At 54.3% G+C, this 24,530-nt stretch carries 23 protein-coding genes; 14 read left to right on the top strand and 9 right to left on the bottom strand.

Annotated elements, in window-relative coordinates; translation table 11 throughout:
* Positions 1-118: 118 nt before the first annotated feature.
* The gene (locus tag FPZ45_RS25575) at positions 119-631 is read right to left on the bottom strand and encodes a hypothetical protein (RefSeq protein ID WP_222430807.1); all 513 of its coding nucleotides are present in this window, start codon (positions 629-631) and stop codon (positions 119-121) included.
* A 267-nt stretch (positions 632-898) separates the two neighbouring features.
* Here FPZ45_RS25575 and FPZ45_RS23560 point away from each other — a divergent pair, with 267 nt between their 5' ends.
* From FPZ45_RS23560 to FPZ45_RS23550, 3 genes are all read left to right on the top strand, one after another.
* Positions 899-1,570, top strand: a complete 672-nt coding sequence (locus FPZ45_RS23560; RefSeq protein ID WP_144707104.1) for a hypothetical protein — start codon at positions 899-901, stop codon at positions 1,568-1,570.
* 417 nt (positions 1,571-1,987) lie between these two features.
* Positions 1,988-4,498: an ATP-dependent helicase HrpB gene (gene hrpB, locus FPZ45_RS23555; protein ID WP_144707111.1), complete on the top strand. Its 2,511-nt coding sequence runs from the start codon at positions 1,988-1,990 to the stop codon at positions 4,496-4,498.
* 190 nt (positions 4,499-4,688) lie between these two features.
* Complete coding sequence (locus FPZ45_RS23550; protein ID WP_342780093.1) at positions 4,689-5,291, top strand: tetratricopeptide repeat protein; 603 nt, start codon at positions 4,689-4,691, stop codon at positions 5,289-5,291.
* A gap of 76 nt (positions 5,292-5,367) precedes the next feature.
* On the opposite strand, the gene FPZ45_RS23545 is transcribed toward FPZ45_RS23550, so the two are convergent.
* On the bottom strand, positions 5,368-5,676 hold the full coding sequence (locus FPZ45_RS23545) for a hypothetical protein (protein ID WP_144707102.1): 309 nt from the start codon (positions 5,674-5,676) through the stop codon (positions 5,368-5,370).
* 225 nt (positions 5,677-5,901) lie between these two features.
* Here FPZ45_RS23545 and FPZ45_RS23540 point away from each other — a divergent pair, with 225 nt between their 5' ends.
* On the top strand, positions 5,902-7,191 hold the full coding sequence (locus FPZ45_RS23540; protein ID WP_246120560.1) for an RluA family pseudouridine synthase: 1,290 nt from the start codon (positions 5,902-5,904) through the stop codon (positions 7,189-7,191).
* 140 nt (positions 7,192-7,331) lie between these two features.
* Here FPZ45_RS23540 and FPZ45_RS23535 read toward each other — a convergent pair whose 3' ends face one another.
* From FPZ45_RS23535 to FPZ45_RS23525, 3 genes are read right to left on the bottom strand one after another with little or no spacing between them, the layout of a single operon-like run.
* Positions 7,332-8,597 (bottom strand): hypothetical protein, encoded by a 1,266-nt coding sequence (locus FPZ45_RS23535; protein ID WP_144707101.1) that lies wholly within the window; start codon positions 8,595-8,597, stop codon positions 7,332-7,334.
* Positions 8,587-9,768: a glycosyltransferase family 4 protein gene (locus FPZ45_RS23530; RefSeq protein WP_144707100.1), complete on the bottom strand. Its 1,182-nt coding sequence runs from the start codon at positions 9,766-9,768 to the stop codon at positions 8,587-8,589. Before FPZ45_RS23530 ends, FPZ45_RS23535 begins: the two co-directional genes overlap by 11 nt.
* Positions 9,765-10,808, bottom strand: coding sequence for a nucleotidyltransferase family protein (locus FPZ45_RS23525; protein ID WP_144707099.1), 1,044 nt, complete (start codon positions 10,806-10,808; stop codon positions 9,765-9,767). Before FPZ45_RS23525 ends, FPZ45_RS23530 begins: the two co-directional genes overlap by 4 nt.
* A gap of 413 nt (positions 10,809-11,221) precedes the next feature.
* On the opposite strand from FPZ45_RS23525, the gene FPZ45_RS23520 reads away from it, so the two are divergent.
* The 4 genes from FPZ45_RS23520 (at position 11,222) to FPZ45_RS23505 (ending at position 15,549) form a co-directional block, all read left to right on the top strand.
* Positions 11,222-11,701 (top strand): DUF948 domain-containing protein, encoded by a 480-nt coding sequence (locus tag FPZ45_RS23520; RefSeq protein WP_144707098.1) that lies wholly within the window; start codon positions 11,222-11,224, stop codon positions 11,699-11,701.
* Positions 11,702-11,882: 181 nt separating this feature from the next.
* Positions 11,883-13,049, top strand: coding sequence for a PP2C family protein-serine/threonine phosphatase (locus tag FPZ45_RS23515; protein WP_144707097.1), 1,167 nt, complete (start codon positions 11,883-11,885; stop codon positions 13,047-13,049).
* On the top strand, positions 13,039-15,012 hold the full coding sequence (locus FPZ45_RS23510) for an ATP-binding protein (RefSeq protein WP_144707096.1): 1,974 nt from the start codon (positions 13,039-13,041) through the stop codon (positions 15,010-15,012). The genes FPZ45_RS23515 and FPZ45_RS23510 overlap by 11 nt, the downstream gene beginning before the upstream one ends.
* A 30-nt stretch (positions 15,013-15,042) precedes the next feature.
* Entirely contained in the window at positions 15,043-15,549 is a 507-nt protein-coding gene (locus FPZ45_RS23505) for a general stress protein (RefSeq protein ID WP_144707095.1), read from the top strand.
* Between the two features lie 80 nt (positions 15,550-15,629).
* On the opposite strand, the gene FPZ45_RS23500 is transcribed toward FPZ45_RS23505, so the two are convergent.
* Positions 15,630-16,847 carry an NAD(P)/FAD-dependent oxidoreductase gene (locus FPZ45_RS23500; RefSeq protein WP_144707094.1) on the bottom strand — a complete coding sequence of 406 codons (1,218 nt, stop codon included), beginning with the start codon at positions 16,845-16,847 and terminating at the stop codon, positions 15,630-15,632.
* A 204-nt stretch (positions 16,848-17,051) separates the two neighbouring features.
* On the opposite strand from FPZ45_RS23500, the gene FPZ45_RS23495 reads away from it, so the two are divergent.
* From FPZ45_RS23495 to FPZ45_RS23485, 3 genes are read left to right on the top strand one after another with little or no spacing between them, the layout of a single operon-like run.
* On the top strand, positions 17,052-17,378 hold the full coding sequence (locus FPZ45_RS23495; RefSeq protein WP_144707093.1) for an STAS domain-containing protein: 327 nt from the start codon (positions 17,052-17,054) through the stop codon (positions 17,376-17,378).
* A 23-nt stretch (positions 17,379-17,401) separates the two neighbouring features.
* The gene (gene rsbW, locus FPZ45_RS23490; RefSeq protein ID WP_144707092.1) at positions 17,402-17,842 is read left to right on the top strand and encodes an anti-sigma B factor RsbW; all 441 of its coding nucleotides are present in this window, start codon (positions 17,402-17,404) and stop codon (positions 17,840-17,842) included.
* The gene (locus tag FPZ45_RS23485) at positions 17,839-18,612 is read left to right on the top strand and encodes a sigma-70 family RNA polymerase sigma factor (protein ID WP_144707091.1); all 774 of its coding nucleotides are present in this window, start codon (positions 17,839-17,841) and stop codon (positions 18,610-18,612) included. The genes rsbW and FPZ45_RS23485 overlap by 4 nt, the downstream gene beginning before the upstream one ends.
* 88 nt (positions 18,613-18,700) lie before the next feature.
* Here the strand turns inward: FPZ45_RS23485 and FPZ45_RS23480 are convergent, their stop codons facing one another.
* Both FPZ45_RS23480 and FPZ45_RS23475 read right to left on the bottom strand, forming a co-directional pair.
* The gene (locus tag FPZ45_RS23480) at positions 18,701-18,928 is read right to left on the bottom strand and encodes a hypothetical protein (protein WP_144707090.1); all 228 of its coding nucleotides are present in this window, start codon (positions 18,926-18,928) and stop codon (positions 18,701-18,703) included.
* Between the two features lie 98 nt (positions 18,929-19,026).
* Entirely contained in the window at positions 19,027-19,290 is a 264-nt protein-coding gene (locus FPZ45_RS23475) for a YtxH domain-containing protein (protein WP_186438537.1), read from the bottom strand.
* Between the two features lie 233 nt (positions 19,291-19,523).
* Between FPZ45_RS23475 and FPZ45_RS23470 the strand changes: the two genes are divergently transcribed.
* From FPZ45_RS23470 to FPZ45_RS23460, 3 genes are all read left to right on the top strand, one after another.
* Positions 19,524-21,230 (top strand): glycosyltransferase family 39 protein, encoded by a 1,707-nt coding sequence (locus tag FPZ45_RS23470; RefSeq protein WP_186438536.1) that lies wholly within the window; start codon positions 19,524-19,526, stop codon positions 21,228-21,230.
* 15 nt (positions 21,231-21,245) lie between these two features.
* Complete coding sequence (locus FPZ45_RS23465; protein WP_144707087.1) at positions 21,246-22,229, top strand: glycosyltransferase family 2 protein; 984 nt, start codon at positions 21,246-21,248, stop codon at positions 22,227-22,229.
* A 109-nt stretch (positions 22,230-22,338) separates the two neighbouring features.
* Positions 22,339-23,367 (top strand): asparaginase, encoded by a 1,029-nt coding sequence (locus FPZ45_RS23460; RefSeq protein WP_186438535.1) that lies wholly within the window; start codon positions 22,339-22,341, stop codon positions 23,365-23,367.
* A 214-nt stretch (positions 23,368-23,581) separates the two neighbouring features.
* On the opposite strand, the gene FPZ45_RS23455 is transcribed toward FPZ45_RS23460, so the two are convergent.
* Positions 23,582-24,445: an AraC family transcriptional regulator gene (locus FPZ45_RS23455; protein WP_144707085.1), complete on the bottom strand. Its 864-nt coding sequence runs from the start codon at positions 24,443-24,445 to the stop codon at positions 23,582-23,584.
* Positions 24,446-24,530 lie beyond the last annotated feature (85 nt).

Below are 24,530 nucleotides of genomic sequence, written 5' to 3'. Positions count from 1 at the left end.
GAGTCATGTTGATATTCCTCCGATGAATGTTGTCTCGACAACCTCATTCTAAGAGAGAACTTTCAACATGGCTTTATTTAATGTTTACCAACAGCCATTTTACACAATTATATGGACTCTACTCGCGGTCTGGGAGTAGCACGATAAAATCGAGTAACTTTTGTCTTTTCACGTCGTGGTCTGGGAGTAGCACGATTAAATCGAGTAACTGTTGTCTTATTCCGCCGCGGTCTGGGAGCAGTACGATTAAATCGAGTAACTGTTGTCTTATTCCGCCGCGGTCTGGGAGCAGTACGATTAAATCGAGTAACTGTTGTCTTTTCACGTCGTGGTCTGGGAGTAGCACGATTAAATCGAGTAGCTCTTGTCGTTTTCCGCCACGGTCCGGGAGTAGCACGATTATATCGAGTAACTGTTGTCTTATTCCGCCAAGGTCCGGGAGTAGCACGATTATATCGAGTAGCTCTTGTCGTTTTCCGCCACGGTCCGGGAGTAGCACGATTATATCGAGTAACTGTTGTCTTTTCACGTCGTGGTCTGGGAGTAGCACGATAAAATCGAGTAACTCTTGTCGTTTTCCGCCACGGTCTGGGAGTAGCACGATAAAATCGAGTAACTTTTGTCTTTTCACGTCGTGGTCTGGGAGTAGCACGATTAAATCGAGTAACTGTTGTCTTATTCCGCCGCGGTCTGGGAGCAGTACGATTAAATCGAGTAACTGTTGTCTTATTCCGCCGTATTCTGGGAGTAGCACGATAAATTAGAGGTGGTTTGTTGTCTTGATTTACAAATTATGTTAAAGTTAGGCGTGAGAATATCATTATGCGCGTGAAGAATACGTCGCCTCTCCCGTGTGGAGTTTGGCGGCGTTTTTTTATTTAAAGGAGGCGTGGTGGCAATGGGATTCGAGCAAGAATTCGAACGTTATTTGGAAGATCAGAAAAAGGCGGCAAGCGGACAACGGGCGGAAATGCTGGAAAGGAATTTAGCCGGGACGAAATTATTGTTCGAGAATTTGCTTTTGCCCGTGTTCGGAAAGTTTGACGGTATGGAGATGGAGTACGAGATGAACGGGTTATCCGGCGCGAAGATATACAGCGACGTCGGTTTTCCCAGGATTCGGACGGTATTCGAGGAAGATCATTTCGTTACGCATGCCGAGAAGATTACGAGAGACCGATTCAACTTCGAGCGGGCGCGCGCGAGGTCGGTGGCCGTTCACGGTTTTATTTATTTTCCTTATAGCCGGGACGAACTTGAGAAGAAGCCGGATTTCTGCCAGCGTAATTTATATGAACTGATCGGGCGAATCGGGAGTTTGGCCGGCACAGGATTTATGCAGCTCCCAGTATACGAGAGAGAAGTGCTTAGGTGCGCTTTGATGCACTATAAACCATTTCAGTTATCGGACGTTAGCGAATGGCTGACGCTGAAGAAGGAGACATGCAGGAAAGTGATTCGGGAATTGGAGCGCAAGGAGCTAGTCGACGCGGTTGGCGGAGGTTCCGTTAAGTGTCACGAGTTCTTAATCACGGACAAAGCGGTTCATAGGTTAATGCGGATGGTATAAGCGGGAGAGTAGCACGAAATAGTCGAGCATTTTCGGGACAGCGGCGGAGATCTGGGGGAGTAGCACGAAATAGTCGAGCAATTCTGGGACAGAGGCGGGGATCTGGGGGATTAGCACGAAATAGTCGAACTATCATGGGACTTCGGCGAGGATCTGGGGGAGTAGCACGAAATAGTCGAGCAATTCTGGGACAGCAGCGAGGACAAGGGGGAGTAGCACGAAATAGTCGAGCAATTCTGGGACAGCGGCGAGGACAAGGGGGAGTAGCACGAAATAGTCGAGCAATTCCGGGACAGCGGTGAGGAAGTGGGATAGCTGGCTAGAGAGAGGCAGGTTTCCTAGCGCATTGGAAAATGGTAAGCTGTTCAACAATGAGAGAATTAGGCTCGATGTTGAGCGGAAGGAGATTCAGGCGTGATGTTCGATTCGCCTTTGCCAATAGATTCGGCGCTGCCGGAGATCAAGCAGGCGCTATCTGCCTGTAATAACGCGGTGCTGATCGCCGCTCCGGGAGCTGGTAAGACGACACGCGTGCCGCTTGCCCTGCTGGAAGAAAGCTGGCTGGAAGGCCTTAAAATCGTCATGCTCGAACCGCGCAGGCTGGCCGCGCGCAGTTCGGCCGCGTTCATGGCGCGGGAATTGGGAGAACAAGTCGGCGAGACGGTCGGATACCGTGTGAAAATGGACACGAAGGCGGGTCCCCGCACCCGGATTGAAGTGGTGACGGAAGGCGTATTAACCCGCATGCTGCAGGCCGATCCCGCGCTCGATGGGGTCGGCCTCGTCATCTTCGACGAGTTCCACGAGAGAAGCTTGCAGGCGGACCTCGGTCTTGCCCTCATCTTGCAGTCGCAGGCGTTGCTGCGGGACGACTTGAAGCTGCTTGTCATGAGCGCGACATTGGAAGCGGAGCCGGTCGCGGAGTTGCTCGGCCAAGCTCCGATTATCCGGAGCGAGGGTCGCAGTTATCCGGTTGAGACGTTTTATCGGCCTAAATCGGCAAGCACAGAGCTCGTAGAAGCGGTTGCGCAAACAGTTGGCGATGCATTGCGGGCGCATGACGGAGACGTGCTCGTATTTCTTCCAGGAGTCGGTGAGATACGGGCGGTCGAAGCGAGCTTAAGAGGCAAGCTACCCGGAACCTCCATCGGAGTATTCCCTCTTCATGGGAGCCTGACGGCAGAGGTGCAGGACGCGGCGCTTACCCCGCTCGCAGACGGCCGCAGAAAGGTCGTGCTCGCGACGTCTGTGGCGGAAACAAGCTTGACAGTGGAAGGTGTGACCGTTGTCATCGATAGCGGACTGATGCGGGTTTCCCGGTTCTCGCCGCGAACGGGCATGTCCCGGCTGGAGACGGTGACGGTATCCGCCGCATCCGCCGATCAGCGCCGGGGGCGCGCGGGCCGGCTGCAAGCCGGAACTTGTTACCGGTTATGGAGCCTGGAACAGCAATCGAGCCTGCCGGTAAGAAACGCGCCGGAGATCATGGAGGCGGATTTAGCGTCGATGCTGTTGGAGCTGTCCGTCTGGGGCGTAAACGATCCCCGAGAGCTAATCTGGCTTGATGCGCCGCCAGCTCCGGCGTTGCAGCAGGCCCGCGAACTGCTCGTACAGCTCGGAGCTCTCGAAGAGAGTGGTCTGAAGGCGACGGAGCACGGCCGGAAAATGACGGCGCTCGGCAAGCATCCTCGGATCGCCCACATGCTGCTGCGGTCCGTTGAGCTTGGGCTGGAAAATCTGGCATGCGACATCGCCATTCTGCTCGGCGAACGGGACATTTTACGATATACGTCTAGCCAAGCGCCTACGGCCGATCTTCGAGCGAGGGTTGAGACGCTCAGAGGTTATGGGTCTTATACGGCCGAGGTAGGAACGCGAAAACGGCTGGCGGAAGAAGCGAGACGTCTGCGGCGAGAGCTTGGAGAAGGTAAACGCGGGGGGAATCTAAGGGACGCCGACGAGCTCGACGAGTGCGGGCTTTTGCTCGCGTTCGCTTATCCGGATCGGATCGGTCGTCAGCGGGATAACGGCAAATATTTGCTCAGCGGCGGCAGAGGGGCGGCGTTCGGCCCGGGCCAAGCACTAGCGCGCGAACCGTGGATCGTTGTCGCGGACGTCGACGATGCGGGCGCAGACAGCCGTATCCGGCTTGCAGCTCCCGTATCGCTCGAGCGATTGACGTCTTGCATACGGGACGGAATCACCGAAGAGTCGCATATATATTGGGACGGTGAGTCGCAATCCGTTCGCGGTCGGGAACGCAAGAAGCTTGGCGCGTTGCTGTTGGAAGAAAAGCCTCTCGGTCGCCCGCCCACGGATAAAGTGCTTGAAGCTTTAATGGATGGAATTCGGATTGAAGGAATGGATATGCTGCCTTGGACAAAGGCAGCCCGCCAGTTCCAACAAAGAGTCGCATTCGCGCGTCGACATGACGAAACATGGCCGGATATGTCCAATGAGGCGTTGCTCTCGAGTCTGGAAGTCTGGCTTGCGGGATATGCCGAAGGGATGAAGAGCCGCTCCGATCTGCAGAAGCTGATTCTGAAAGACATTCTCGAGTCGCTGCTGTCCTGGGATCGGCTCAGGCTTCTGGATGATCATGCGCCTACGCATTGGGGAGTACCTAGCGGTTCCCGCATCCCGATAGACTACGGCGATCTGGATGCGCCATTCGTCGCCGTCCGACTTCAGGAGCTGTTCGGCTTGGCCGAGACGCCGCGCATTGCGGGCGGACGAGTGCCGATTACGCTACACTTGCTTTCTCCCGCACAGCGGCCCGTTCAGGTGACGCGCGATCTGGCCAGTTTCTGGAACCATACCTATTTCGAGGTGCGCAAAGACTTAAAGGGTCGTTACCCGAAGCATTACTGGCCGGACAACCCGTTGGAAGCCGAAGCGACGCGGCGAGTGAAGAGGCCCCAGTCCTAACGGGATTTTTTGGTAAAATAATATATTATCCTTCCGGGCGGTTATGATAAGATGAATCTGCAGGGACAACTTAGGCTAGTCTTTATCGATAATATGCGTATATGGTAGGTGAGAGCGCCTGTTTAGTAAAATATTTCTTTTTCTCGGCTTAACATGGCTTCTCGGCAATCCGTTCGCCGCGATCATCGTCTTGCTCATTATCTTTTACGTGCTCGAACGCAGGTTCATCGGATTGTCGCCCAGCCTGGTCCGCCCGTTGCGCAGACGCAGCTTGATCACGAAATGGAAACGACAGTTGGAAATGAGCCCGCATGACGTTTCAGCCAAATCCGAGCTTGCGAGATTGCTGATCGAAAGCGGCAAATACGGACAGGCTCGAGAAATCCTGCTCGGCGTTCAGTCCCAAATGGAGCATTCCGCGGAGTATTGGAGCGATCTTGGAGCATGTGAATTGGCCCTCGGAAATCTCGAGGATGGGGAGCGGGCAATGCAAAGCGCATTGTCCATCAGCGCGAAGGTGAAGTACGGGAAACCGTACTTGCGGTTGGCGGAAGCGTTCGCGAAAGCCGACCCGGCCAAAGCGATTGCTTACCTGGGGGAATTCAAAGAAGTGAATTCATCGTCTTGCGAAGCCTACTACCGGCTGGGAACGATCTATGCCGGTCTGGGTAATCCGAACGAAGCGGCCGCCGCTTTTCGGGAATGCCGTCAACTCTATCGAACGTTGCCCAAATATATGAAGCGTCATGAACGGAAGTGGGCGTTGCGCAGCTTCTTCCGCAGTCGCTCGTAGCTATCACATGCAAGGGGGCTTCCCGTCGCAGCCTTAATCGGCTCCGTTGGAAAGCCCCTCTCCATCGAATCATCGCTTACTCGTCGTCCGAGTCCGACTCCGAATCCGAGGATTCGCTTTCGTGAGCGGCGACTTCCGCAAGAGCAGGCTCGTCCGCTTCGGCTTCTGCGGATACTTCTTCTGCTTCCGCTTCAGCTTCTACCTCGGCAACCGCTTCTTCCGCTTCGGCCGAGACTTCATCGGAAACTTCGGCGGCTTCTTCTTCGGCTTCGGCGACAGCCTCGACGGCTTCTTCCGAGCTTACCTCAACCTCTTCGGCAACCGCTTCTTCCGCAACGGACTCGTCTTGCGCTTCTACTCCGACGACTACTTCTTCTGCATCCATGGAACATTCCTCCCGAGGTCCTTAATGTGGGGGACAACCCCTAAAACAAAGGTATCTCCAAAGCAAAAAAGTGGCAACGGTGTTATTTTGTTGCTTATTGACTGGATTCCTCGAAATCGGGAGCAATCGATTCGTTTCGCCTAATAACGTCAGATGTTCCTATGAAGGTCGAATGGGAAAAGTGGCGAATCCGCTCTTGAAGCGCCGTCGGATGCGGGGGGAATCGTGCGGATTACCTTGACTTTGCGTTGGCGTTCCCGTATATTGATCGGCAAAGCCCTGCCTAGAACGGCTCGGCGGCATTGGAATCGGGGGAACGATAGGCTTATGAGCGGAGCAGGAAGGAATCGGCAGCGCGGCGGACAAAAGCCAAGCGGCAGCCAGGAGAAGCACGGACGCAGGGATCGAGGAGGGCCGGGTGCCGGGACAAAAGGCGGTTCGCCCAAACGGTACGAGAAAAACGGAAGCGGCGTCGGCCGGCGCAACGAACGCGCGGGACGTTCCGATCAAGATAAACGTGGAGAGCTTCGCGATCGAGGGAACGGACGGGCGACGCCAATTCGCGGTAGCGGTTCTTCGAAAGGGGCTGCAGAATCGCGAGGAGGCAAGGGCGTTTCCGGAGTAAATTCGTACCCGTTGCTCCCGATGGGGCGCATTAAAGGGGAATGGATGGACATCCGGTTGCCGGATGATCTGGCCGGGGCTCCGATGTCGGCAATCGGAAAACATCTTCCATTGCAGCCGAAGCTCGTCACCAGATTGGCGCAAAATCGTGGCTGCCTTGTTCAAGGTTCCAATTTGCGGCTGCACCTTTTTCCTAGAGAGACTAGGGATTATCCGTCCGATTGGATGGAGCTGAATATTTTGTACGAAGACGAGTTTACGCTTGTCGTAAATAAACCGGCGGGCATCGAAGTGCATCCGAGCGAGAAAGGCCAGCGCAAGACGCTTGCGCACGCGGTTGCCGCCTATTACGAGATGACCGGCAAAGATTTGCGGGTACGTCACGTCCATCGCATCGACAAGGATACGACAGGACCCGTGCTTTACGCCAAAAATGAGTTCGCCCACTATCAGTACGACAAAGGCATGCGGGAAAAGTCGATCGGACGCGTCTATCTGGCACTCGTGGAAGGAAACGTGGAAGGTGATAAGGGTAGGATCGACAAGCCGATTGGACAAGACCGCCACCATTCTACCCGGCGGCGAGTAAGCGAGACAGGCGATCCGGCGGTGACGCATTACGAGGTCGTAGAGAGATTCGCGGATCATACGCTTGTGCGGCTGCATCTCGAGACGGGCAGAACCCATCAGATCCGGGTGCATATGGCCGCGATCAACCATCCGCTTGCGGGCGATGGATTGTACGGTGGCAAACGCGGCATCATTGCCCGGCAGGCGCTGCATGGCGAGCGGCTGATCTGGCACCATCCTTGGACCGGCGAGAAGCAGTCTGCCGTCGCGCCGCTACCGGACGACTTCCTTCAGGCGCTGAACAAGTTGCGGATCCAATAGACGCTGAACCGATTAAACCCTGCATTGCAAGCGAGGAATGAGCGCTCGGCAATGCAGGGTTTATTTTTTAACTATAACCGGTCTAACTCAGGAGAAAATCCACTGGACACTTAGAAGATAAGCCGAAAACCGGTCTAAATTCATCGGCGGCATAACGCCTCGGTCATCAAATAAGAGATCGTGGCTTCCGCGCCGCAATTGATGTTCGGGCCGTATGGGGTAAGACCGTCACAGCAACTGCCGTCCGTCGGATCGGCGACGGGAACCCGCAGATCGTTGGCGCCGTAGTACCATTCTCGGCACAAGACAAGCGCCGCTTCGTATCGCTCTCCAGAGACGATTGCGGAATTCGCGGAGAAACCGGACCGGTCCGCACCCGCGCGATGTCCTGCCCCGCTGTTCCGCTCCGATTCTTTGCTCCGCCCGGAACCGCCGCTGCTCCATTCCGCGCCGCCGCGCGCGCTTCCGACGAGTCGTCCTGCTTGCTCCCGCCCGGACAGTTTCGCGGCAATGGACGCTTCTTTAACCGCCAGCGCAAGCTTAAACATCTCTAACGGCTGCTGGTCCCAATGGCTAACCTTGCCCGATTCGCTCGTGTACCAGCCCTCGTTCCCGATCGGGCGAAGCCAGCCTTCGTCAGCGGTCATGACCTCGAGCAGGAATGAGAGGCTTTCCAATCCCGTCGCCAACGTGTCCTCCCGCCTCGTAAACCGATATGTTCGCAGCATTGCCCAAGGCAGAACGCCGTTGCTATACGTCATCGCCGGCTCGAACCATTGCCAATCCTCGCCGGAGAAATCCCAATACGCCCGGATAAGCACCGATTCCAAACGAACCAAGTGATCTTGAAGCTCGCTCTTAACGTCGAGCGGAAGATCGATTGCGCCTTCCTGGGAGGCTTGCAGGACGTGGGCACATGAAGCCATCGCGAAAGCCTGACCCCGCAAGGAATCGATTCTGCGCATCGTCGGCAGCGAACGTTCGAAGATTGCCCTGGCCGTCTCGCGGTGGGGGCCAGTCAGCCGGATCCATGCATCCGCGCATGACCAGATCGAGCGACCTTGGCAATCATGGGAAATCTCTTCCGGTTCGAGCGACCGATCGTAGGCGAAGTTGTTCAGAAACCAGCCGTTCTCCTCTTGCGCCCACAACATGAAGGCCAAGTAAATATCGGCGAGCCGGTTCAATTCCTTCCGGTCCTCGTCTTCTAACCGATCCTCGAAGCCGGACAGCCACTCCGTCGCCGTCCATAACGCCCGAGCGTTATCATCGGTCGTATAGCCTTCTCGTCTACGGGGAATCCGGCCGAGTGCATGCTCGATCAATCCCGTATCATCCGTCAAGCGGCGTAAATGGGCGAATGATGGATACGCCGCCGGACGGCAGGGGTTGCCGTTAGACGACATCCGCGATGGTATCTCTTTGTTTGGTAATGACTTGCTGGAAAAGCCGCAAATGCTGCGCCCCGACATGCGGCCAATGCATCGTTCGCCCAATCTCCGAAATGACGCGTTCCCAGTTTGCCAGCATTCCCGGATAAGTAAACACTTCGATCAGCTTGGAGCTCCACTCCGCGGCGTTGCCGAACGGGAGCAACATTTCTTCGTAACCTTGCACCAAATCCTTGGCATACACGTAAGGTGTCGATAGAATCGGCCGGCCCAAACCTGCCGCGTAAGCGAGCGTTCCGCTCGTAATCTGCCCCATGCCGGGATATGGGGTAACGTATAAATCGCAAGCCGAGATAAGCGACACGAGCTCCTCTTCAGGCAAATAACGGTCGATCCACTGAACGTGGTGCTCCAACCCCAATTCCCGAATCAAATCTTTTAATTCCTCGCGATAGGCTTCTCCTTCATGCTTGCGGACTTCCGGGTGAGTCTGGCCCGCGATGATGTAGAGCAGTTCCGGCACGGCTTGAACGGCCGATGCCAACGCGCGGAGAATCAGCTCGATTCCTTTGCCGCGCCCGAGCAATCCGAAAGTGAACAGCACTTTCCGGTTTTCCCAGCCAGCCTCCTTGCGCAAGTTCAAGCGATCCGCTTTGTTCGGAACGGGAGCGCCGTGCGGAACGAACGTGATTTTCTCTAACGGAATATCGAAATTATCGTGCAAATACCCGATGGCTTTGCGGTTCATGACCAGAATATGGTCGCTCCAACGCGCGATTTCCTTCTGGATATCGGCATATGGCGCGGCTGGATGCTCGAAAACGGTATGGAAAGTGGTCACGACCGGTTTTTTCACGCGACGCAGAAATTCATGGACGTAGGAACCGGCATCGCCGCCAAAAATGCCAAATTCGTGTTGCAGGGACACGACTTCCGCCGAGCTTTGGTTAATCGTTTCCGCTACTCTGCGATAGTCCTCCTGATCTTGCTTGATAACGGGCAGCATCCACGGCTCGTGATAATCAGCTCGCTCGTCCGGATTGCAAATTGCGATAACGGGATCTTGAGCCCGAGTCCCCTTGGCTTGCGTGATGGCTTCCCGAAGGTGATGCGTATAAGTGGCTAGGCCGCACTTTTTAGGAATATACGTGCTCATATAAGCGATCTGGGGAAGGCGGGTGTTCATCGTCGTTGCACCTCCAAAATACGATTGCATACCGCTTCGTGCAAAATATGCGGGCCGACCCGCATCGCTGTGCCGAAAATGCATTCGTTCAGTTGAGCGCCGGCGCTAACTTTGCACCTGTCCCAGAGGATAGAGTTCGCCAGCCTGGCGTAATTGCCGATACGGCTCCCTTTGCCTACGACCGCATAGGGCCCGATGATCGCCCGGTCCCCGATCGAGACGTCGTCCCCGATCATGACCGGAGGTACGAACAGCACGCCTTGACCGACGCGAACGTTGTCTCCGAGCCAGATGCTTTTATCCTCCATTTCTTTGCCGTCGATTTTAGCGGGGAATCGGCGATCGAGCAGATCCCAGTGCAATTGGCGATAACGTTCCTTGGTGCCCATATCCATCCAATATCCGCCGATGGGATGGCCGTATACCCCGCTGCCGTTGTCGATCAGGAGGGGGAACGTTTCTTTCTCGATGGACACGGCTCTGCCCGCCGGCACGAAGTCGAGCGCTCTCCGCTCCATAATGTATATGCCGGCGTTGATCCGATTTGACGGCGCTTCTTCTTTTTTCGGTTTTTCGATAAACCGGACGATGCGCCCGCTGTCCGACTGCTCAACGACGCCGTAATGGGAAGGATCTTCGACTTCCGTCAGGCAGATCGTCGCCGCGCCGCCGTGCGCGGAATGAAAGCGCAGGACGGATGATAGATCGACCTGGTGGATAATATCCGCATTGACGACGATAAAGCGATCGCTCAGCAAATGCTCGGCGTTCTTGATCGCTCCCGCCGTGCCGAGCAACTCCTTCTCCACGGCATATTCGATGCGGGCTCCATATTTGGAGCCGTCTCCGAGATGGCTTTCGATCAATTCCCGGTAATGCTTCACGGCGATCACGAACTCGTTGACGCCTTGTTCCCGATAATGAAGGAGCAGATGTTCGAGCCAAGGGCGATTACCCACAAGGGCCATCGGCTTCGGAAGGTGTTCCGTCAGGGGGCGCAACCTGGTTCCTAAACCGCCGGCAAGAAACAATGCTTTCATGATTGGATCAACCTCCGTTGAATAGATGTGTTCCCCGCAGGGTCGAGAGATTACCTTTTACCGCAATCGCCGCAGCTTCAATCACCTCCGTGACAAAAAGACGCTCCCCAAATCGCGCAAGCGCAGGGAAGCGTCCGTAATTGTTTAGAAGTTATTTTTCGAGAATGTAGGCGGCAATGTTATTGTATTCGGGAGATGAGCTTTACCCCGTTCGGTAAGCGGAATAGAGATGGTTTGTGCTAAAGCCTACTTTACCTGAAAAAGGAACTTACTGCAACATTTATCCAGATAGCTTGTCCCGAAGGTTGTCGACTTCGCGGCATTGCAAGCTCTTACCCGGCGCATTTGTTTCACCGTATGCGTTGTCGGGGTAACGTAAAGTTACACCGGTAGTATAGGGAGGAGGACGGGGCATGGAGAATCACGATATCTTGGTTTGGAGCGTCGCTATAGCGGTTGTTGCGTTCGTCATTCTATGCGCGTTTCTGATCTCTTTAGCGATCACGGCCCGGAAATCTCTCGTTACCGCGCGATCCGCCTTGCAGGAAGCGAAGGAATCCGTAGAAGACATGCGGGAAGAAGTCAGGAAGCTGGCGGAAAACGTCAATGAAGTCACAGGAGACGCTAGAGAGAAGCTGCAGTCGACCGATCCGCTATTCGCAGCAGTGAAAGACGCCGGCATCATGTTGCGTGAATTGACGGGAACGGCGCGGGAAGCGACCGAAAGCCTATCGAATACGATTCGCAATCAAGCGGCCTCCGCGGAAACGGATAAATCGATATCGCCATGGCTGGAATGGGCGGTGCTAAGCGCGCGTCTCGTCATGAATATTCGGAAAGGGAGGAACTCCAACAACGAAAATTCCCGAATTCAAACCCGGGAGGGGATTTAAGTTGCCAAGGTGTTTCACTATCGAAGAATATGTTTAATAGGAAATAGTCTAGCACAACAAAATAGAGGGTTAGGAATTAAGCTCGGAAGCATGCGGGAATAAGGAATGAGGCGGATCCTCCGCTGCTCATTCCTTATTCGCGTTTGCTGCTCGGGCTCTGTTAAGGAGACGAGGATAGAAGATGGCCGTATTGATCGTGGACGATAATGCAATGAACGTAATGGTCATTCATGAAATCTTAAAGAGAGAAGGTTATAGCGATTTCCGGTTTGCCCATTCGGCGGAAGAAATGTTCGATTTGCTCGGAAGCGACGTCGGCCGGAATAACGCTGCCGTATCGCGGGTCGATCTGATTCTGTTAGATCTGATGATGCCGGCGATGGATGGAATCGAGGCGTGCCGAATTTTGCGAGCGACCCCGAGTTATAAAGACATTCCCGTAATCATGGTAACGGCGATCGGAGATTCCCGGAAACTTGCGGAAGCGCTCGACGCAGGAGCGATCGATTTCGTGACGAAGCCGATCAATAAAATCGAGTTGATGGCCAGAATACGCTCTGCTCTTAAACTGAAGCGGGAGTTGGACTGGCACAAAGAGAGGGATGCCCGTCTGCGCCAGGAGCTCATGCTCGCGCGCCAGGTTCAGGATTCTGTGCTTCCGGATGAAGTAAACGATTCGCGCATTTCCATCAAAGCTTATTTTCAGCCTTCGGAAGAACTTGCCGGCGATCTGTACGCTTGGCATAGAATCGACGACAATCGTTGGGCAATCGCGATTATCGACGCCATGGGGCACGGAATATCCTCTTCGCTCGTCAGCATGTTTATTGCTTCGATCCTCAAGGAGTCCATTCGAACGTTGTGGTCTCCGGAGAGAGTGTTCAAAGAGCTAAACCGAAGGCTGGCGGGGCTCCAATGGGAGAATGAGCTCATTCATTATTACTGTACCGGCATATACGCCACGATTGATCTGGACTTGAGGAAACTGGATTATGTCAATGCCGGTCATCCGCCGGGATTCGTATTCCGTTCGGAAGAGGGGCTTTCGGAGAAATTAGCCGTCAGTTGCCCGCCGCTAGGCATGTTCGACAATCTGGAAGTTGTATCCCGAAGCCTCTCGTTGTCTAAAGAAGACCGTCTCTACCTGTTTACGGACGGCATCCTCGGAGCTTTCTGCGGAGAGGACGGCGCTCGTCTCGAACAGTTGGGGGCCTTTCTCGATCGAGCATGGAGGGGCGAGACGAGCTTGGAGCAACTAGTCGGCTGCGTCCCTCTCGACGACCGCTCGGACGATCGCTGTTTAATCAAAGTCGAGTTGAATCCGGGAGGAGTCGCGCTTGAGAATTAAAACGAAACTTACCGTCGGCTATATTTTGCTGCTGCTGATCCTTGCGGGAATTACCTTGTTCGGCTATTCGCAGTTAAGTCAAATGAATCGTTCCATGAACCATTTTTACGATAACTTCTACAAGATCGATGCAGCCAAGCAACTGTATGCCGACCAGCTTAGCCCCGAACAAAGAGACGTCATTGACGGAATGGACGAGCTCGTCAACATGCAGGAGAACGCGATGAAGAAAGAGATGACGGATTCCCGCAACGCATATGATAGATCTGTTCAGATGGCAGCTTTGCTGACTTTCGTCGGCCTGCTGCTCGGACTCGCCATTGTCTTATGGATATTCCCCAGTATCACGAGAGGGTTGAATCTGCTGGGCAGAATGGCGGACCGCTTCGGCAAAGGACGCCTTAGAGGTTTTGCTCACCTGGAGATCAGGGCGAAAGACGAGCTCGGAGAATTAGGCAGAATCTTTAAGCGGATTGCGCTAGATCTTCAACACAAAAATGAGCGGGAAGCGATGTTGGCGGCTATCCAAAAGAGACAAGGGCGCATGAACGCCCAATTGGCCCGAGTGACCGAATTGCTTCAAGAGGGCTCGGACGCCAAAGCCGTCGCTCAATCGTTTATCTCGGAGTTCGCCCCGGAACTAGGGGCATCTTATGGGTTGATCTATCTGGCGGCCCCTGCCGCGGAAAACGCCCGGCTGGAGCTGTCCGGCACGTACGCTGTTCTGGGCGTCGGGGAGGAAGAGGAAAACCCGGGTGTTCGGAAGGTGATTCGGCCGGGAGAGGGCCTTGCGGGCCAGTGTTACCGCGATGCGAAGCGCATCAAGATCGAGGACGTTCCGGCCGGGTATGTCACAATCGGCTCCAGCCTCGGCTCGGCCGAAGCGAAGTCGATTATCGTTCAGCCGATCGTGTACGAGAATGCCGTCATCGGTGTGATCGAACTTGCGACCGTCTCCAGCTTCAATTCCGATAACGAGGAACTGTTGATCGCTCTGTGCGAAAAACTCGGCATGATCGTCAACAACATCCGTTCCCGTCAACGGGTAGAAGAGCTCCTGCGGGAATCCCAGGCGATGACCGAAGAACTGCGGATTCAATCCGAGGAACTCGTCTGCCAACAAGAGGAATTAAGGGAAACGAACGATAAGCTTGAGCTGCAGAACAAGCAAATCGCCCTGGCGAATGCCGAGCTGGAACGGCAAGCGTTGCAATTGGCGCTAACCACCAAATACAAATCGGAATTTCTCGCGAATATGTCCCATGAGCTTCGCACCCCTCTTAACAGCATGCTGATTCTGTCGGAGTTTCTCGCGGAAAACCGGGAAGGCAACTTAACGGAAAAGCAGCAGGAATATTCGAGGACGATTCATTCGTCTGGCAACGATCTGCTGAAAATGATCGACGAAATACTGGATCTGTCCAAGGTTGAAGCGGGAAAGATGGATATTCATCCGGAATGGTTGGTATTGGACGATATTTCCGCATTCCTCGATAACCTGTTTATGCCGCATGCAGATTCGAAGCAACTATCGTTCGTCATTAACCGTGCAGGCGATATTCCGGAATCGATTAATACGGACGGGCACCGGCTGAAACAAATTTTGCGAAATTTGCTGTCCAATGCGATTAAATTCACCGATGCGGGCTCCGTATCTCTGACGATGCGAAGGCCGCGCGCGAGCGAACTGGATCCGGACAAAGTAAGGGACGGTGCAACTTACGTTGCATTATCCGTCACGGATACCGGCATCGGCATTCCGGCAGATAAAAGGGAATTGATCTTCGAAGCATTTCGCCAAGCGGACGGAACGACAAGCCGCAAATACGGAGGAACCGGTCTGGGACTTACGATCAGCAGGGAGCTCGCGCATCTTCTCGGCGGATGGATTCTCCTGGAGACGGAGGTAGGCAAGGGAAGCGTATTTACGCTTGTCGTACCGTCATCGGTTCAAGACGGCTAGTTCGGGGTATACCTATATTGCAGGTTGATAATGGGTTATTCGAACGGAGGGACGGACATGGTCGTTGTCGGTATTTTCGATCAAGAGAGCGAAGTGTTGGAAGCGATGCGGTCGCTTCGCGAGGCCGGAGCGGCGCAGGAGGAAATTCGGGTCGTCGTCGGGAATCGGGAAGGCGCTCGGATATTGGCGTCCAGTCCGCAGGTCAATCTTGAAGAGCTGTATGAAATTCAGGAAACCCGCCAACGCGAAGAAGATAACAACTTTTTTGTCGGGAGCGCGCCGGTCGCTTTCGCCTTTTCTCCAGGCAATACGACCATGGGGAACGGAATGCCGGGCGCCATTGTGGCGGGCAACGTTTTTTTCGGGGACGGAGCGGGCAGCGAAAAGTTGCTCAAAGATATCGGAATCCCTGCGGGTTGCACCGATCTTTGCGCGAAAGCCGTCGAGAACGGGCAATATCTGCTCGTTGCCGATACGGTGTCGGAGATTGATGTGCAGTCGATGTTGGCCAAGGCCGGGGCAATCCACGTCAATTAGGCGATACAAGCTTGCGATACGCAAAAAGGAACTATTAACGAAAGACCTCCGATTCCACCGTTAGGCGGGATTGGAGGTTTTTATCGTGTGTGGATTTTCCGATCGGGGCGAACGATTTCGGCAACGGGATTGTCCGCTCCGAGCAAGCGATCGCGGATAAGCTCAGCTCCGATCAGGCTGTATATCGTGCCGTTGCCCCCATAGCCCAAGCAATAATACTGTCCCTGACGATCGGGGTCCTCGCCGATCCAGGGAAGACCGTCGGGAGACTCGCCGAACGTCGCGCACCATTCGTAACCGATTCGGGGGGCATATTCGGGAAACAACATGCGCAATTCCGTTAGCAGCCTCATGGAACGAGTATGCAGTTCGCTTTTCGTCAGAACGGGCTGCCGCACGTTCTCGTCCAGACCGCCCATGATGATCCGATTATCTGTCGTTGTCCTCAAGTACAAATACGGCCTTGCGGTCTCCCACAGAAGGAAGCGTTCATGCCAATCGGCGAGAGAAGGAACGGGCTCCGTTACGATTGCGTAGGAACGGTTTAAAGCGGCATTCACCCAACGGCCGCCGGCTTGTTCCGGAACGTATCCGACCGCGTAGATAATATGCTCGGTTTCGATTTCTCCGTCGTTCGTCTTGACCTTGTAGCCTTCCGACGTGGATTCGACGCTTAGCATTTCGGTGTTTTCGTAAATGTCCAGTCCGCTCCGGCAGGATTCCTCGGCTAACGCGTGAACGAATAAGAAGGGATTCACCTCGGCATCCCCGCGTGTGACGATCGCCGCCGCTTTTCGAAAGGGAAAAAGAGTTGCGATTTGCTCTTCCTCCAGCCACTCCGCGTCGAAGCCGTTCCTGTCCAACATCTCGTATTCCCGGCGCAGTGTAGGCACATCCCCGGGTGACGAGGCGTAATAGAGGCTGCATCGGCGTTTGAGATCCGCATTCCTGCTCAGTCCTTCGGCGATATCGCATAATTGTTCCGAGGCGTTCTTGCAGGCCCGATAGAATCGAACTGCGGCCTGTTCCCCGAGCGTGACGGCGAAATCGCTAAGCATCGCGTCATTGGAATATTGCAGCAATCCGGTGTTTGCGGAAGTGCTCCCCGAGGCAATTCTGCTCCGCTCGATCAGGATCGCGCTTATGCCGCTTTTGGCAAGCGCGAATCCGCAAGTTACGCCCGACATGCCCCCGCCGATGATGACGGCTCGGGTTGCTTTTCTCCCGCTTAAAGCCGGGTAACGCTGGGGATTCGGATAAGTGCCGGGCCAATACAACGAGCCGAAGTGTAAGGTCATGGACATCCTCCGCGATCTGCATAAATAAAGCTCCCAGGTAGAAGTCTGGAAGCTTTGGAAAGCGCGATATCAAATAGGATACCGCCATTAAGGAGCGGTTATGCGCCATGCGGTTGCAGATTATTTGTTTCAATCTCCCGGAAAAGGGGTTATAACAAGATTGGAGAGCGAATAAGGGATTCAAGATACGAGGGGAGACTTGTTATGGACGAAAACAAACTGACGTTACGCACGGAAAATCGAGACGATCAGACGATCGTATTTGTCGGGGGAGAATTCGACCTGGAGGTCGCCAGCCGGATTCGGTCGGCGCTGGAGCCTTTGATCGAAATGACCGATCGCAGATTAACTCTGAATTTACAGGATTTGAAATATATCGACAGCACGGGCATCGGAATTCTCATTTCCGTAGTGAAGGCTCGCCATTCGCGCAATGCTCCTTTCGATGTCGAACAAATTCCGTCGCATATACGCAAGCTGTTCGAAATGACGGGGATATCTCCGTTTCTGAAGTCGGATTCGCCATTATGAAGAGAGGATGAGAGAGAAAACCGATGCTAAAAGATAGAAATATAACGCTGACCGTTCCCGCAATGCCGGAGTACGTCGATCTGGTCCGCCTGACCCTTTACGGAATCGCGAGTAAAATGAAGTTTACGTTCGAGGATATCGAGGATATGAAGGTAGCGGTATCCGAAGCGTGCAACAATGCTGTTCTCCATGCTTACGATAAGGATGACGGGACGATCGAAGTAAGGTTTGCCTTCGTTAAAGACGAGCTTTCGATAACGGTACGAGATTACGGCAGCAGCTTTACGATTGAAGAGAACAAGGAAACGCCTGCGATGCACGGAAAGTCGATTGACGAAATCCAGTCGGGCGGATTGGGTCTCTACTTGATGCAGGCGCTAATGGATCGCGTGGAAGTCGAGCATGGGGGCGGAACCGCGGTTACATTAACGAAGAAAAGGCAGAGAACAGAAGAACCGGCATGAGTTTTTCTCATTCCGAGCGTTTGCCCGACGACGCGGTTGCGATATTGCTTGAATATCAGAGGACGCCGAGCGATGAATTGGCCGATTGGCTCATTCGGAACTACGAACCTATGGTGAGAATGGCCGCAGCCAAAATGTCGCGAAATCGGCCGGATTTGCACGATGATCTGTACCAAGTAGGGCAGATGTCATTGTTCCGTCTGTTGAAACAATTCGATCCGGGACTTGGGATGCCTTTCGAGCCCTACGCGATGAAGAGTATCATCGGTCACATGAAAAACCACTTAAGGGATAAATCATGGTACATTCAGGTTCCGCGGAGGATCAAGGAAAAAGGATTCGCCGTTCAGCAAGCCATCGACGAACTGACGTACAAGTTGGAGCGTTCCCCGAATGTTGAGGAAATTTCCAGCCATTTGGGGATAGAGGAGGAAGAGACGCTCGAGATTTTGGCAGGGCGGGATTTATACCATTACGTTTCGTTGGATACTCCGGTAGCGGATGACGATCATTCAGCCACATTAGGAGAGCTCATCGGTTCTCCGGAAGACGATTATGCGAATCTGGTTCTCAAGCTCGATCTTCAAGAAGCCATGGGCCAGCTAAAATGCGAGGAACGGGAGGTTCTGCGGATGGTATTCGAGAGCGGCTTGTCCCAGAGATCGATCGCGGACGAGTTGGGCGTTTCTCAGATGAGCATCTCGCGCATTCAGAAACGAGCGATCGACAAGCTTAAACGGTTCATCCGGAATACCGACGAGCCGACTTAATCGCTATTTCCATATCGCGGCACACGAAAGGACCTCGAATTCCACTGAAAAGTGGAGAATGAGGTCCTTTTCTCGCAGAAATCACAATTCAATATTGGATCGGATCGTCCACCAGTCCTTCCTCGTTCAACTCCTGACCGGTTTTCATGCGATCCATGTCGCGGCCGAGCCGCTGCATGTCCGCGAAGTCCTGCACCATGGACCCGTTCATGGCGGTGCACAATGGCTTGGAGCGAATAGGCGCAGACGGTATGCGATCGCCTCCTTGTTCAGGGGAGTAAAGCTGAGTTTTTGCATGGTCTATATCCGTTTTCATCCATTCATTCTCCCTTCACGATCGACATTAGCCGTCACCGGCAAAATGATGCCGGGACGGCCCGTCGTTCTTGCAGGATTAGCGAAGAATTCGTTCAACTACTGGGCGACTTGCTCGGTATCGTCCTTCATCTCGGCTTTTGCGTCGGTTTTCCAAGACTGTCCGACATGTTTGGCCATCTCCCGTGTCCTGTTGCCGGCTTCGGATAAGAGCTGTTTCGTGCGATCCTGCATGGAAGAGTAGCGGTCCCGAATGTCTCCTCGCAATTCCTTTCCCGACTTCGGCGCCAACAGGAGAGCCGCGGCAGCCCCGATGACTCCGCCGATCAGAGCTCCTTTAATGGTTCCGCGTGTTTCTGGCATAGTCATTCCTCCTTAGCAATCGATTACGTCCTTCTCGGAGAATTACCCGATTTCCATAAAATGAAACCGCCCTTTCCAGAGGGCGGCTGTTCGACTACAATAGGGACAGGTAAAAAAGCGTACAACAGGCGAAAGCGAGGACGGACATGGATTATAGAGAGAGTTACAGATCCAGTCCGGTTCGATGGGGAACTAGTTCCTACGATAACCGGGAAAATAGGCGATGGGGACCGTTGGATATTCTGTTGGTCCTTGTATTGACAACGATTTCGGCACTGATAACGTTTCATGATCTTGGCAACCGTTCGGCGCCCCAGACCTTCTGGATGCCGGCCAAAGCCGGCGATACCTTAACGGTCGATTTCGGAGAGGCGATGCAAGTCGACCGCGTCAATCTATATGAGGGACCCGGGGCCAAAGGCGATACGAAAATCGAATCGTCGAAAGACGGGCAAAATTGGGAACTCTATGTAGAGGTAGAGCATAAGACGAATCGCGTCTTTACTTGGAAAACGGAAGAGAAGACGGTAGAGGCGCGCTTCATGCGATTTACGACGGTTAAAACGGGATACCGGCTTTACGAGGCGGCCTTTTTCACGAAAGGCAACTCCAATCCGATTCCGGTCGCGGAGGTTGTATCCGGAAACCATAATTCGGCGGATTCGCAAGGAAGCGGATTAAACGTATTCGACGAACAGGATCTAGCTCCTTATCGCCCGGACTACCGGAACGGCATGTATTTCGACGAGATCTACCACGGGCGAACGGCATACGAATTCGTCGAATTAATGGAGCCTTACGAGAATACGCACCCTCCGCTGGGCAAAGTCATTCTGGCGATCGGCGTTAAAATGTTCGATATGACGCCTTACGGCTGGCGCTTCATGGCCGGCGTGGTCGGAACGCTGATGGTGCCGATATTCTACGCAGCGGCCAGAGGCATGTTCCAACGGACGAGATATGCATTCATCGCGGCGCTATTGCTCGTGCTTGAGGGCTTCCATCTTGTGCATTCCCGTTCGGCGAACGTGGATATTATCGGAGTCACGTTTACGATCGTGATGTTCTATGCGATGTATCGTTACGGCGAGACAAAGTGGGGCAACGGAGGGTTTAAGCGAAGTCTTGGATATCTCGCACTTAGCGGCGCGTTCTTCGGAGCGGCTGCCGCTGTTAAATGGAATTACCTATACGGCGGGGCGGGGCTGGCGATATTGCTGCTCTTCGCGCTTGTTCGCAGATGGAGGGAAGGACGCCTGTCCGGCGATTACGACACTTTGCGCCGGCTCGTTCTCACGCTGATGGCTTGCGTCGTCTTGTTCGTCGCAGTTCCTGCCGGAATCTACACGGCTTCTTACGAACCTTTCCTCAAAGCGACAAAAGCGGACGACAGCTACAAGGACTTGTGGAAGTACCAGAAAGATATGTACGAGTACCATAAAGGCGTCAAAGAAGAACATCCTTACGCCTCCAAATGGTATACGTGGCCTCTGATGCTCAGACCGGTCTGGTACTATGGCGGCAAGGATCTGGAGCAAGGCGAGGCCCAGAGCATCGCGGCGATCGGCAATCCGCTGATCTGGTGGGGAGGACTCGTGGCGATGCTCGCATCTTGGTGGATCGGATGGAGAAAAAGGGATAGGGTCGTGCTGACGCTGGCGGTCGCCTATCTGTCGTTCTACGTGCCGTGGATGATCGCGCCGCGAAGCATCACGTTCCTGTATCACTATTTCCCGATGGTGCCGCTGATTATTTTATCGATCGTATGGATGCTTCGCTGGTTAGAGGAGCGAAGCTATGAGGGCAGACGAATTACGCTTGCGTTTACGGTCGCGGCAGCAGCGCTGTTCATATGGTTTTATCCGATCTATACGGGAGTGACTATCAGCCGCGAATGGATGAACTTCGCGATTCGATGGCTTCCGAGCTGGGGTTTTTAGAAGGGAGATCATTTTGTGCGCAAGAGTTGCTTTCTTTCCGTTGTCGTGCCGATGTACAACGAGGAAGAAGTCATTGAAGTTACTTATCGCCGGTTGAAGGCGGTGCTGGACAAGCTTGGGGAAACTTACGAGATCGTATTCGTGAACGACGGCAGCCGAGACAAAACGTCGGACATCGTACGCTCCTTCTGCGAGGCGGACCGCAACGTGAAATTGGTGGAGTTCGCGCGCAATTTCGGGCATCAGATCGCGGTAACCGCCGGAATGGATCATTCGAGCGGCAGAACCGTCGTGCTGATCGATGCGGACTTGCAAGATCCGCCTGAGCTCATTGCAGATATGGTAGCCAAATGGCGGGAAGGTTACGATGTCGTCTACGGCAAACGGATCGAACGCAAAGGGGAGTCCTGGTTCAAGAAAACGACGGCGGCTATGTTCTATCGGCTTCTGCGTTCGATGACCTCCGTCAACATTCCGGTGGATACGGGCGACTTCCGATTGATGGACCGCAAGGTATGCGACGCATTGACTTCAATGCGGGAGCGCAGCCGGTTCATTCGCGGAATGGTGAGTTGGGTCGGTTTCAAGCAGACGTCGGTCGATTACGTGCGCGACGAACGGTTTGCGGGGGAGACGAAATACCCGCTTCGCAAAATGATCCGCTTGTCGCTCGACGCGATGACTTCATTCTCGACCAAACCGCTGAAGATCGCGGGCATTCTCGGCTTTATTTTGTCCGCTGTCGGATTCGTGTATCTGTTCGTCGTTCTCTATCAGCGGCTGTTCACGGATACGACAACGCAGGGATGGACGTCGATGATCGCGATTAGCCTGCTGTTCCACGGGATCACGTTATCTCTGCTTGGCGTACTCGGAGAGTACATCGGCCGGATTTACGAGGAAGCGAAGGGGCGCCCTTTATACCTCGTCTCGGAAGCGGTCAATTTCTCCGAAGAGAAGGAAGCGTCACGGGAGCCCGTCGTGCAGGGTATATTGTAAATAAGGATCTTGGCGGAAATCCAGACGGCGACGTCTGGATTTTTGTCGGATCGTCCATGACTCGGACGATAAACGGCAACGACCTCAACAAGAAGGAGTTCAGATGAACATGAATACGATAACGATGCCTGCGGACGTTCCATTGATTGCGATGAAAAGGGGCGGACAGATGGAAAACGTGCACAGGGGACGGATTAGCGTAGTTTCGGCGAAAGACGGCGAGCTTGTTTATGCTTGCGGGGACGTTCAAACTCCGGCGTACGTTCGTTCTACGGCTAAACCCGTTCAGGCGATTGCGTCGCTGCTTGACGGAACGGCGGAAACTTACGGCTTCGAAGACCGGCATCTGGCTTTGCTTGCGGCGTCCCATCGCGGGAGTCGGGAGCAGCTTGAAACGTTGGAAGATATTTTGCGGCTGACGGGCCTGGATGAGGACGCGCTTGCGATCCATCCGACTTTGCCGGTCGGACGGCGGGCTAGGGATGAATGGGTCGCAGCAGGGGGCAAGCCGCGCAAGCTGTTTCATACGTGCGCGGGCAAGCATCTCGGAGTGCTCGCTTGGAGCAAGCTGAAGGGGTGGCCTTTGGAAGGTTACATCCATCCGGATCACCCGGCGCAGCAGGAAATCTTCCGCCGGATTAAGCGATGGGCCGAAGCGGAGAACGAGCAAGTGACGCTGGGCAAAGACGGTTGCGGTTTCCCTGTCGCGGCGATGCCTCTGCGAAGACTTGCGTTGATGTACGGACGCCTGGCGAATCCGGAATTCGCCCAAGACCGGGAAGCCGCGCGAGTTGCCGAACGGATCGCATCGGCGATGAACGCGTATCCCGATCGTGTGGAAGGAAAACACCGGTTAGCCAGCATCCTGCTTGAAGACCCTAACGTGGTAGCCAAAAGCGGAGCGCACGGCGTATTCGCGCTCGGATTGCGAAGCGAGAAGCTGGGCGTCTCGATCGCGGTAACGGACGGTACCGAAGTCGCATGGCCCTACGTCATCAAGGCGATCTTAAAGCAAACCGGGGGGGTCTCCGCGGAGACGATGCGCAAGCTCGACCTCGTTTTCCCGGACGAATTCCTGAACGATGCCGGAGAGACGGCAGGCAGTTGGGAAGCCATATTTAAGCTTGACGCGATTTAGTCGGTTTTTGCCGGACTACAGGAGCTCATAACCCGATATCGCAAGATGTAACTCGGTTTCGCCGGACTACAGAAGCTCGTACCTCGATATCGCACGATGTAACTCGGTTTCGCCGGACTACAGGAGCTCGTACCTCGATATCGCACGAATTAACTCGGTTTCGCCGGACTACAGAATTGTAATGAGCATAAAAGAGGGTTCAACTGATTTAAGGTTACTTCAGCGCGTTCCCGACACTGGTTCGATAGTCGGTCGGCGATTGGCCGTACCAGCGTCGGAACTGCTTGGAGAAGTACAGCGCGTCTTGAAACCCGACGGACGAAGCGATCTGTTCCACGGTAAGCTCGGGCCGTTCGCGCAGCAACCGCCTGCCGTGGTCGACGCGCAGTTTCGTTAGGAACGTCGCCGGGGAAATCCCGGTCTGCCGTTTGAACTGCCGCGACAGATAGGCGCGGTTATAACCGAGCGCTTCCGCCATCCCTTCGATGGTGACGGGTTCGGCGTATTGCGTTGACAAATATCCGGCGACCTGTCGCGCCAGCTCTTCCAGATGCGATTCCGCTCGAGGCAAAGACGCCGCTTCGGTAACCGCGACTTCATGCAGGCATGCGAACAGCAGATGCAGATGTCCCGAAGCCGCGAGCGAAGCGGAGTTATCTCGCGTTTTGAACGCTTCGAATATCGAACGGCACCGTTCTCCCGGCGTACGGTTAGTCCCCGTATGCACAATCGGCCGTTCGAGGATAAGCCCCGCCTCATTCACCAAACTCCCCGAACCGTTCCCGGCAAAGGCGACCCAGCGATAACGCCAAGGGTCACCCTCGTCCGCGACATAATGAAATAACTGGCCGGGATGGATCAGGAAGCTGTCCCCCGGCCTTATTTCGGCTTCGAACTCCCCCATGCGGAACGTACCTTTTCCCGATAGCACATGGTGAAGCAAATAATAATCGACGACTTTCGGCCCAATTCGGTGCAAAGGATTCGTCTGGCTCTCTCCCGCGAACAAAACCGTCAGCTCGCGCGCTTGAAAACGGGTCGGGTTGGATGCGACGCGATAAGTAGCGATTTTGTTCATGGCGCAAACCCTCCAATACCGGCGATTTTCTATTATTATAGCACGTTGTCCCGTAATGCAATCTTCGAAAAGTCACATTTGTCCA

It is taken from the genome of Cohnella terricola, from assembly GCF_007786475.1.
GTDB lineage: Bacteria > Bacillota > Bacilli > Paenibacillales > Paenibacillaceae > Cohnella > Cohnella terricola.
The sequence above is the reverse complement of the archived record's forward strand: the minus strand, read 5'-3'. Positions and strand labels throughout refer to the sequence as shown.

Coding starts and splice junctions, on each gene's coding strand:
- FPZ45_RS23560 (WP_144707104.1), top strand. CDS start 899: ATGGGATTCGAGCAAGAATTCGAACGTTATTTGGAAGATCAGAAAAAG.
- hrpB (WP_144707111.1), top strand. CDS start 1,988: ATGTTCGATTCGCCTTTGCCAATAGATTCGGCGCTGCCGGAGATCAAG.
- FPZ45_RS23545 (WP_144707102.1), bottom strand. CDS start 5,676: ATGGATGCAGAAGAAGTAGTCGTCGGAGTAGAAGCGCAAGACGAGTCC.
- FPZ45_RS23535 (WP_144707101.1), bottom strand. CDS start 8,597: ATGTCGTCTAACGGCAACCCCTGCCGTCCGGCGGCGTATCCATCATTC.
- FPZ45_RS23530 (WP_144707100.1), bottom strand. CDS start 9,768: ATGAACACCCGCCTTCCCCAGATCGCTTATATGAGCACGTATATTCCT.
- FPZ45_RS23525 (WP_144707099.1), bottom strand. CDS start 10,808: ATGAAAGCATTGTTTCTTGCCGGCGGTTTAGGAACCAGGTTGCGCCCC.
- FPZ45_RS23520 (WP_144707098.1), top strand. CDS start 11,222: ATGGAGAATCACGATATCTTGGTTTGGAGCGTCGCTATAGCGGTTGTT.
- FPZ45_RS23515 (WP_144707097.1), top strand. CDS start 11,883: ATGGCCGTATTGATCGTGGACGATAATGCAATGAACGTAATGGTCATT.
- FPZ45_RS23505 (WP_144707095.1), top strand. CDS start 15,043: ATGGGTTATTCGAACGGAGGGACGGACATGGTCGTTGTCGGTATTTTC.
- FPZ45_RS23500 (WP_144707094.1), bottom strand. CDS start 16,847: ATGACCTTACACTTCGGCTCGTTGTATTGGCCCGGCACTTATCCGAAT.
- FPZ45_RS23495 (WP_144707093.1), top strand. CDS start 17,052: ATGGACGAAAACAAACTGACGTTACGCACGGAAAATCGAGACGATCAG.
- rsbW (WP_144707092.1), top strand. CDS start 17,402: ATGCTAAAAGATAGAAATATAACGCTGACCGTTCCCGCAATGCCGGAG.
- FPZ45_RS23485 (WP_144707091.1), top strand. CDS start 17,839: ATGAGTTTTTCTCATTCCGAGCGTTTGCCCGACGACGCGGTTGCGATA.
- FPZ45_RS23480 (WP_144707090.1), bottom strand. CDS start 18,928: ATGAAAACGGATATAGACCATGCAAAAACTCAGCTTTACTCCCCTGAA.
- FPZ45_RS23475 (WP_186438537.1), bottom strand. CDS start 19,290: ATGCCAGAAACACGCGGAACCATTAAAGGAGCTCTGATCGGCGGAGTC.
- FPZ45_RS23460 (WP_186438535.1), top strand. CDS start 22,339: ATGAATACGATAACGATGCCTGCGGACGTTCCATTGATTGCGATGAAA.
- FPZ45_RS23455 (WP_144707085.1), bottom strand. CDS start 24,445: ATGAACAAAATCGCTACTTATCGCGTCGCATCCAACCCGACCCGTTTT.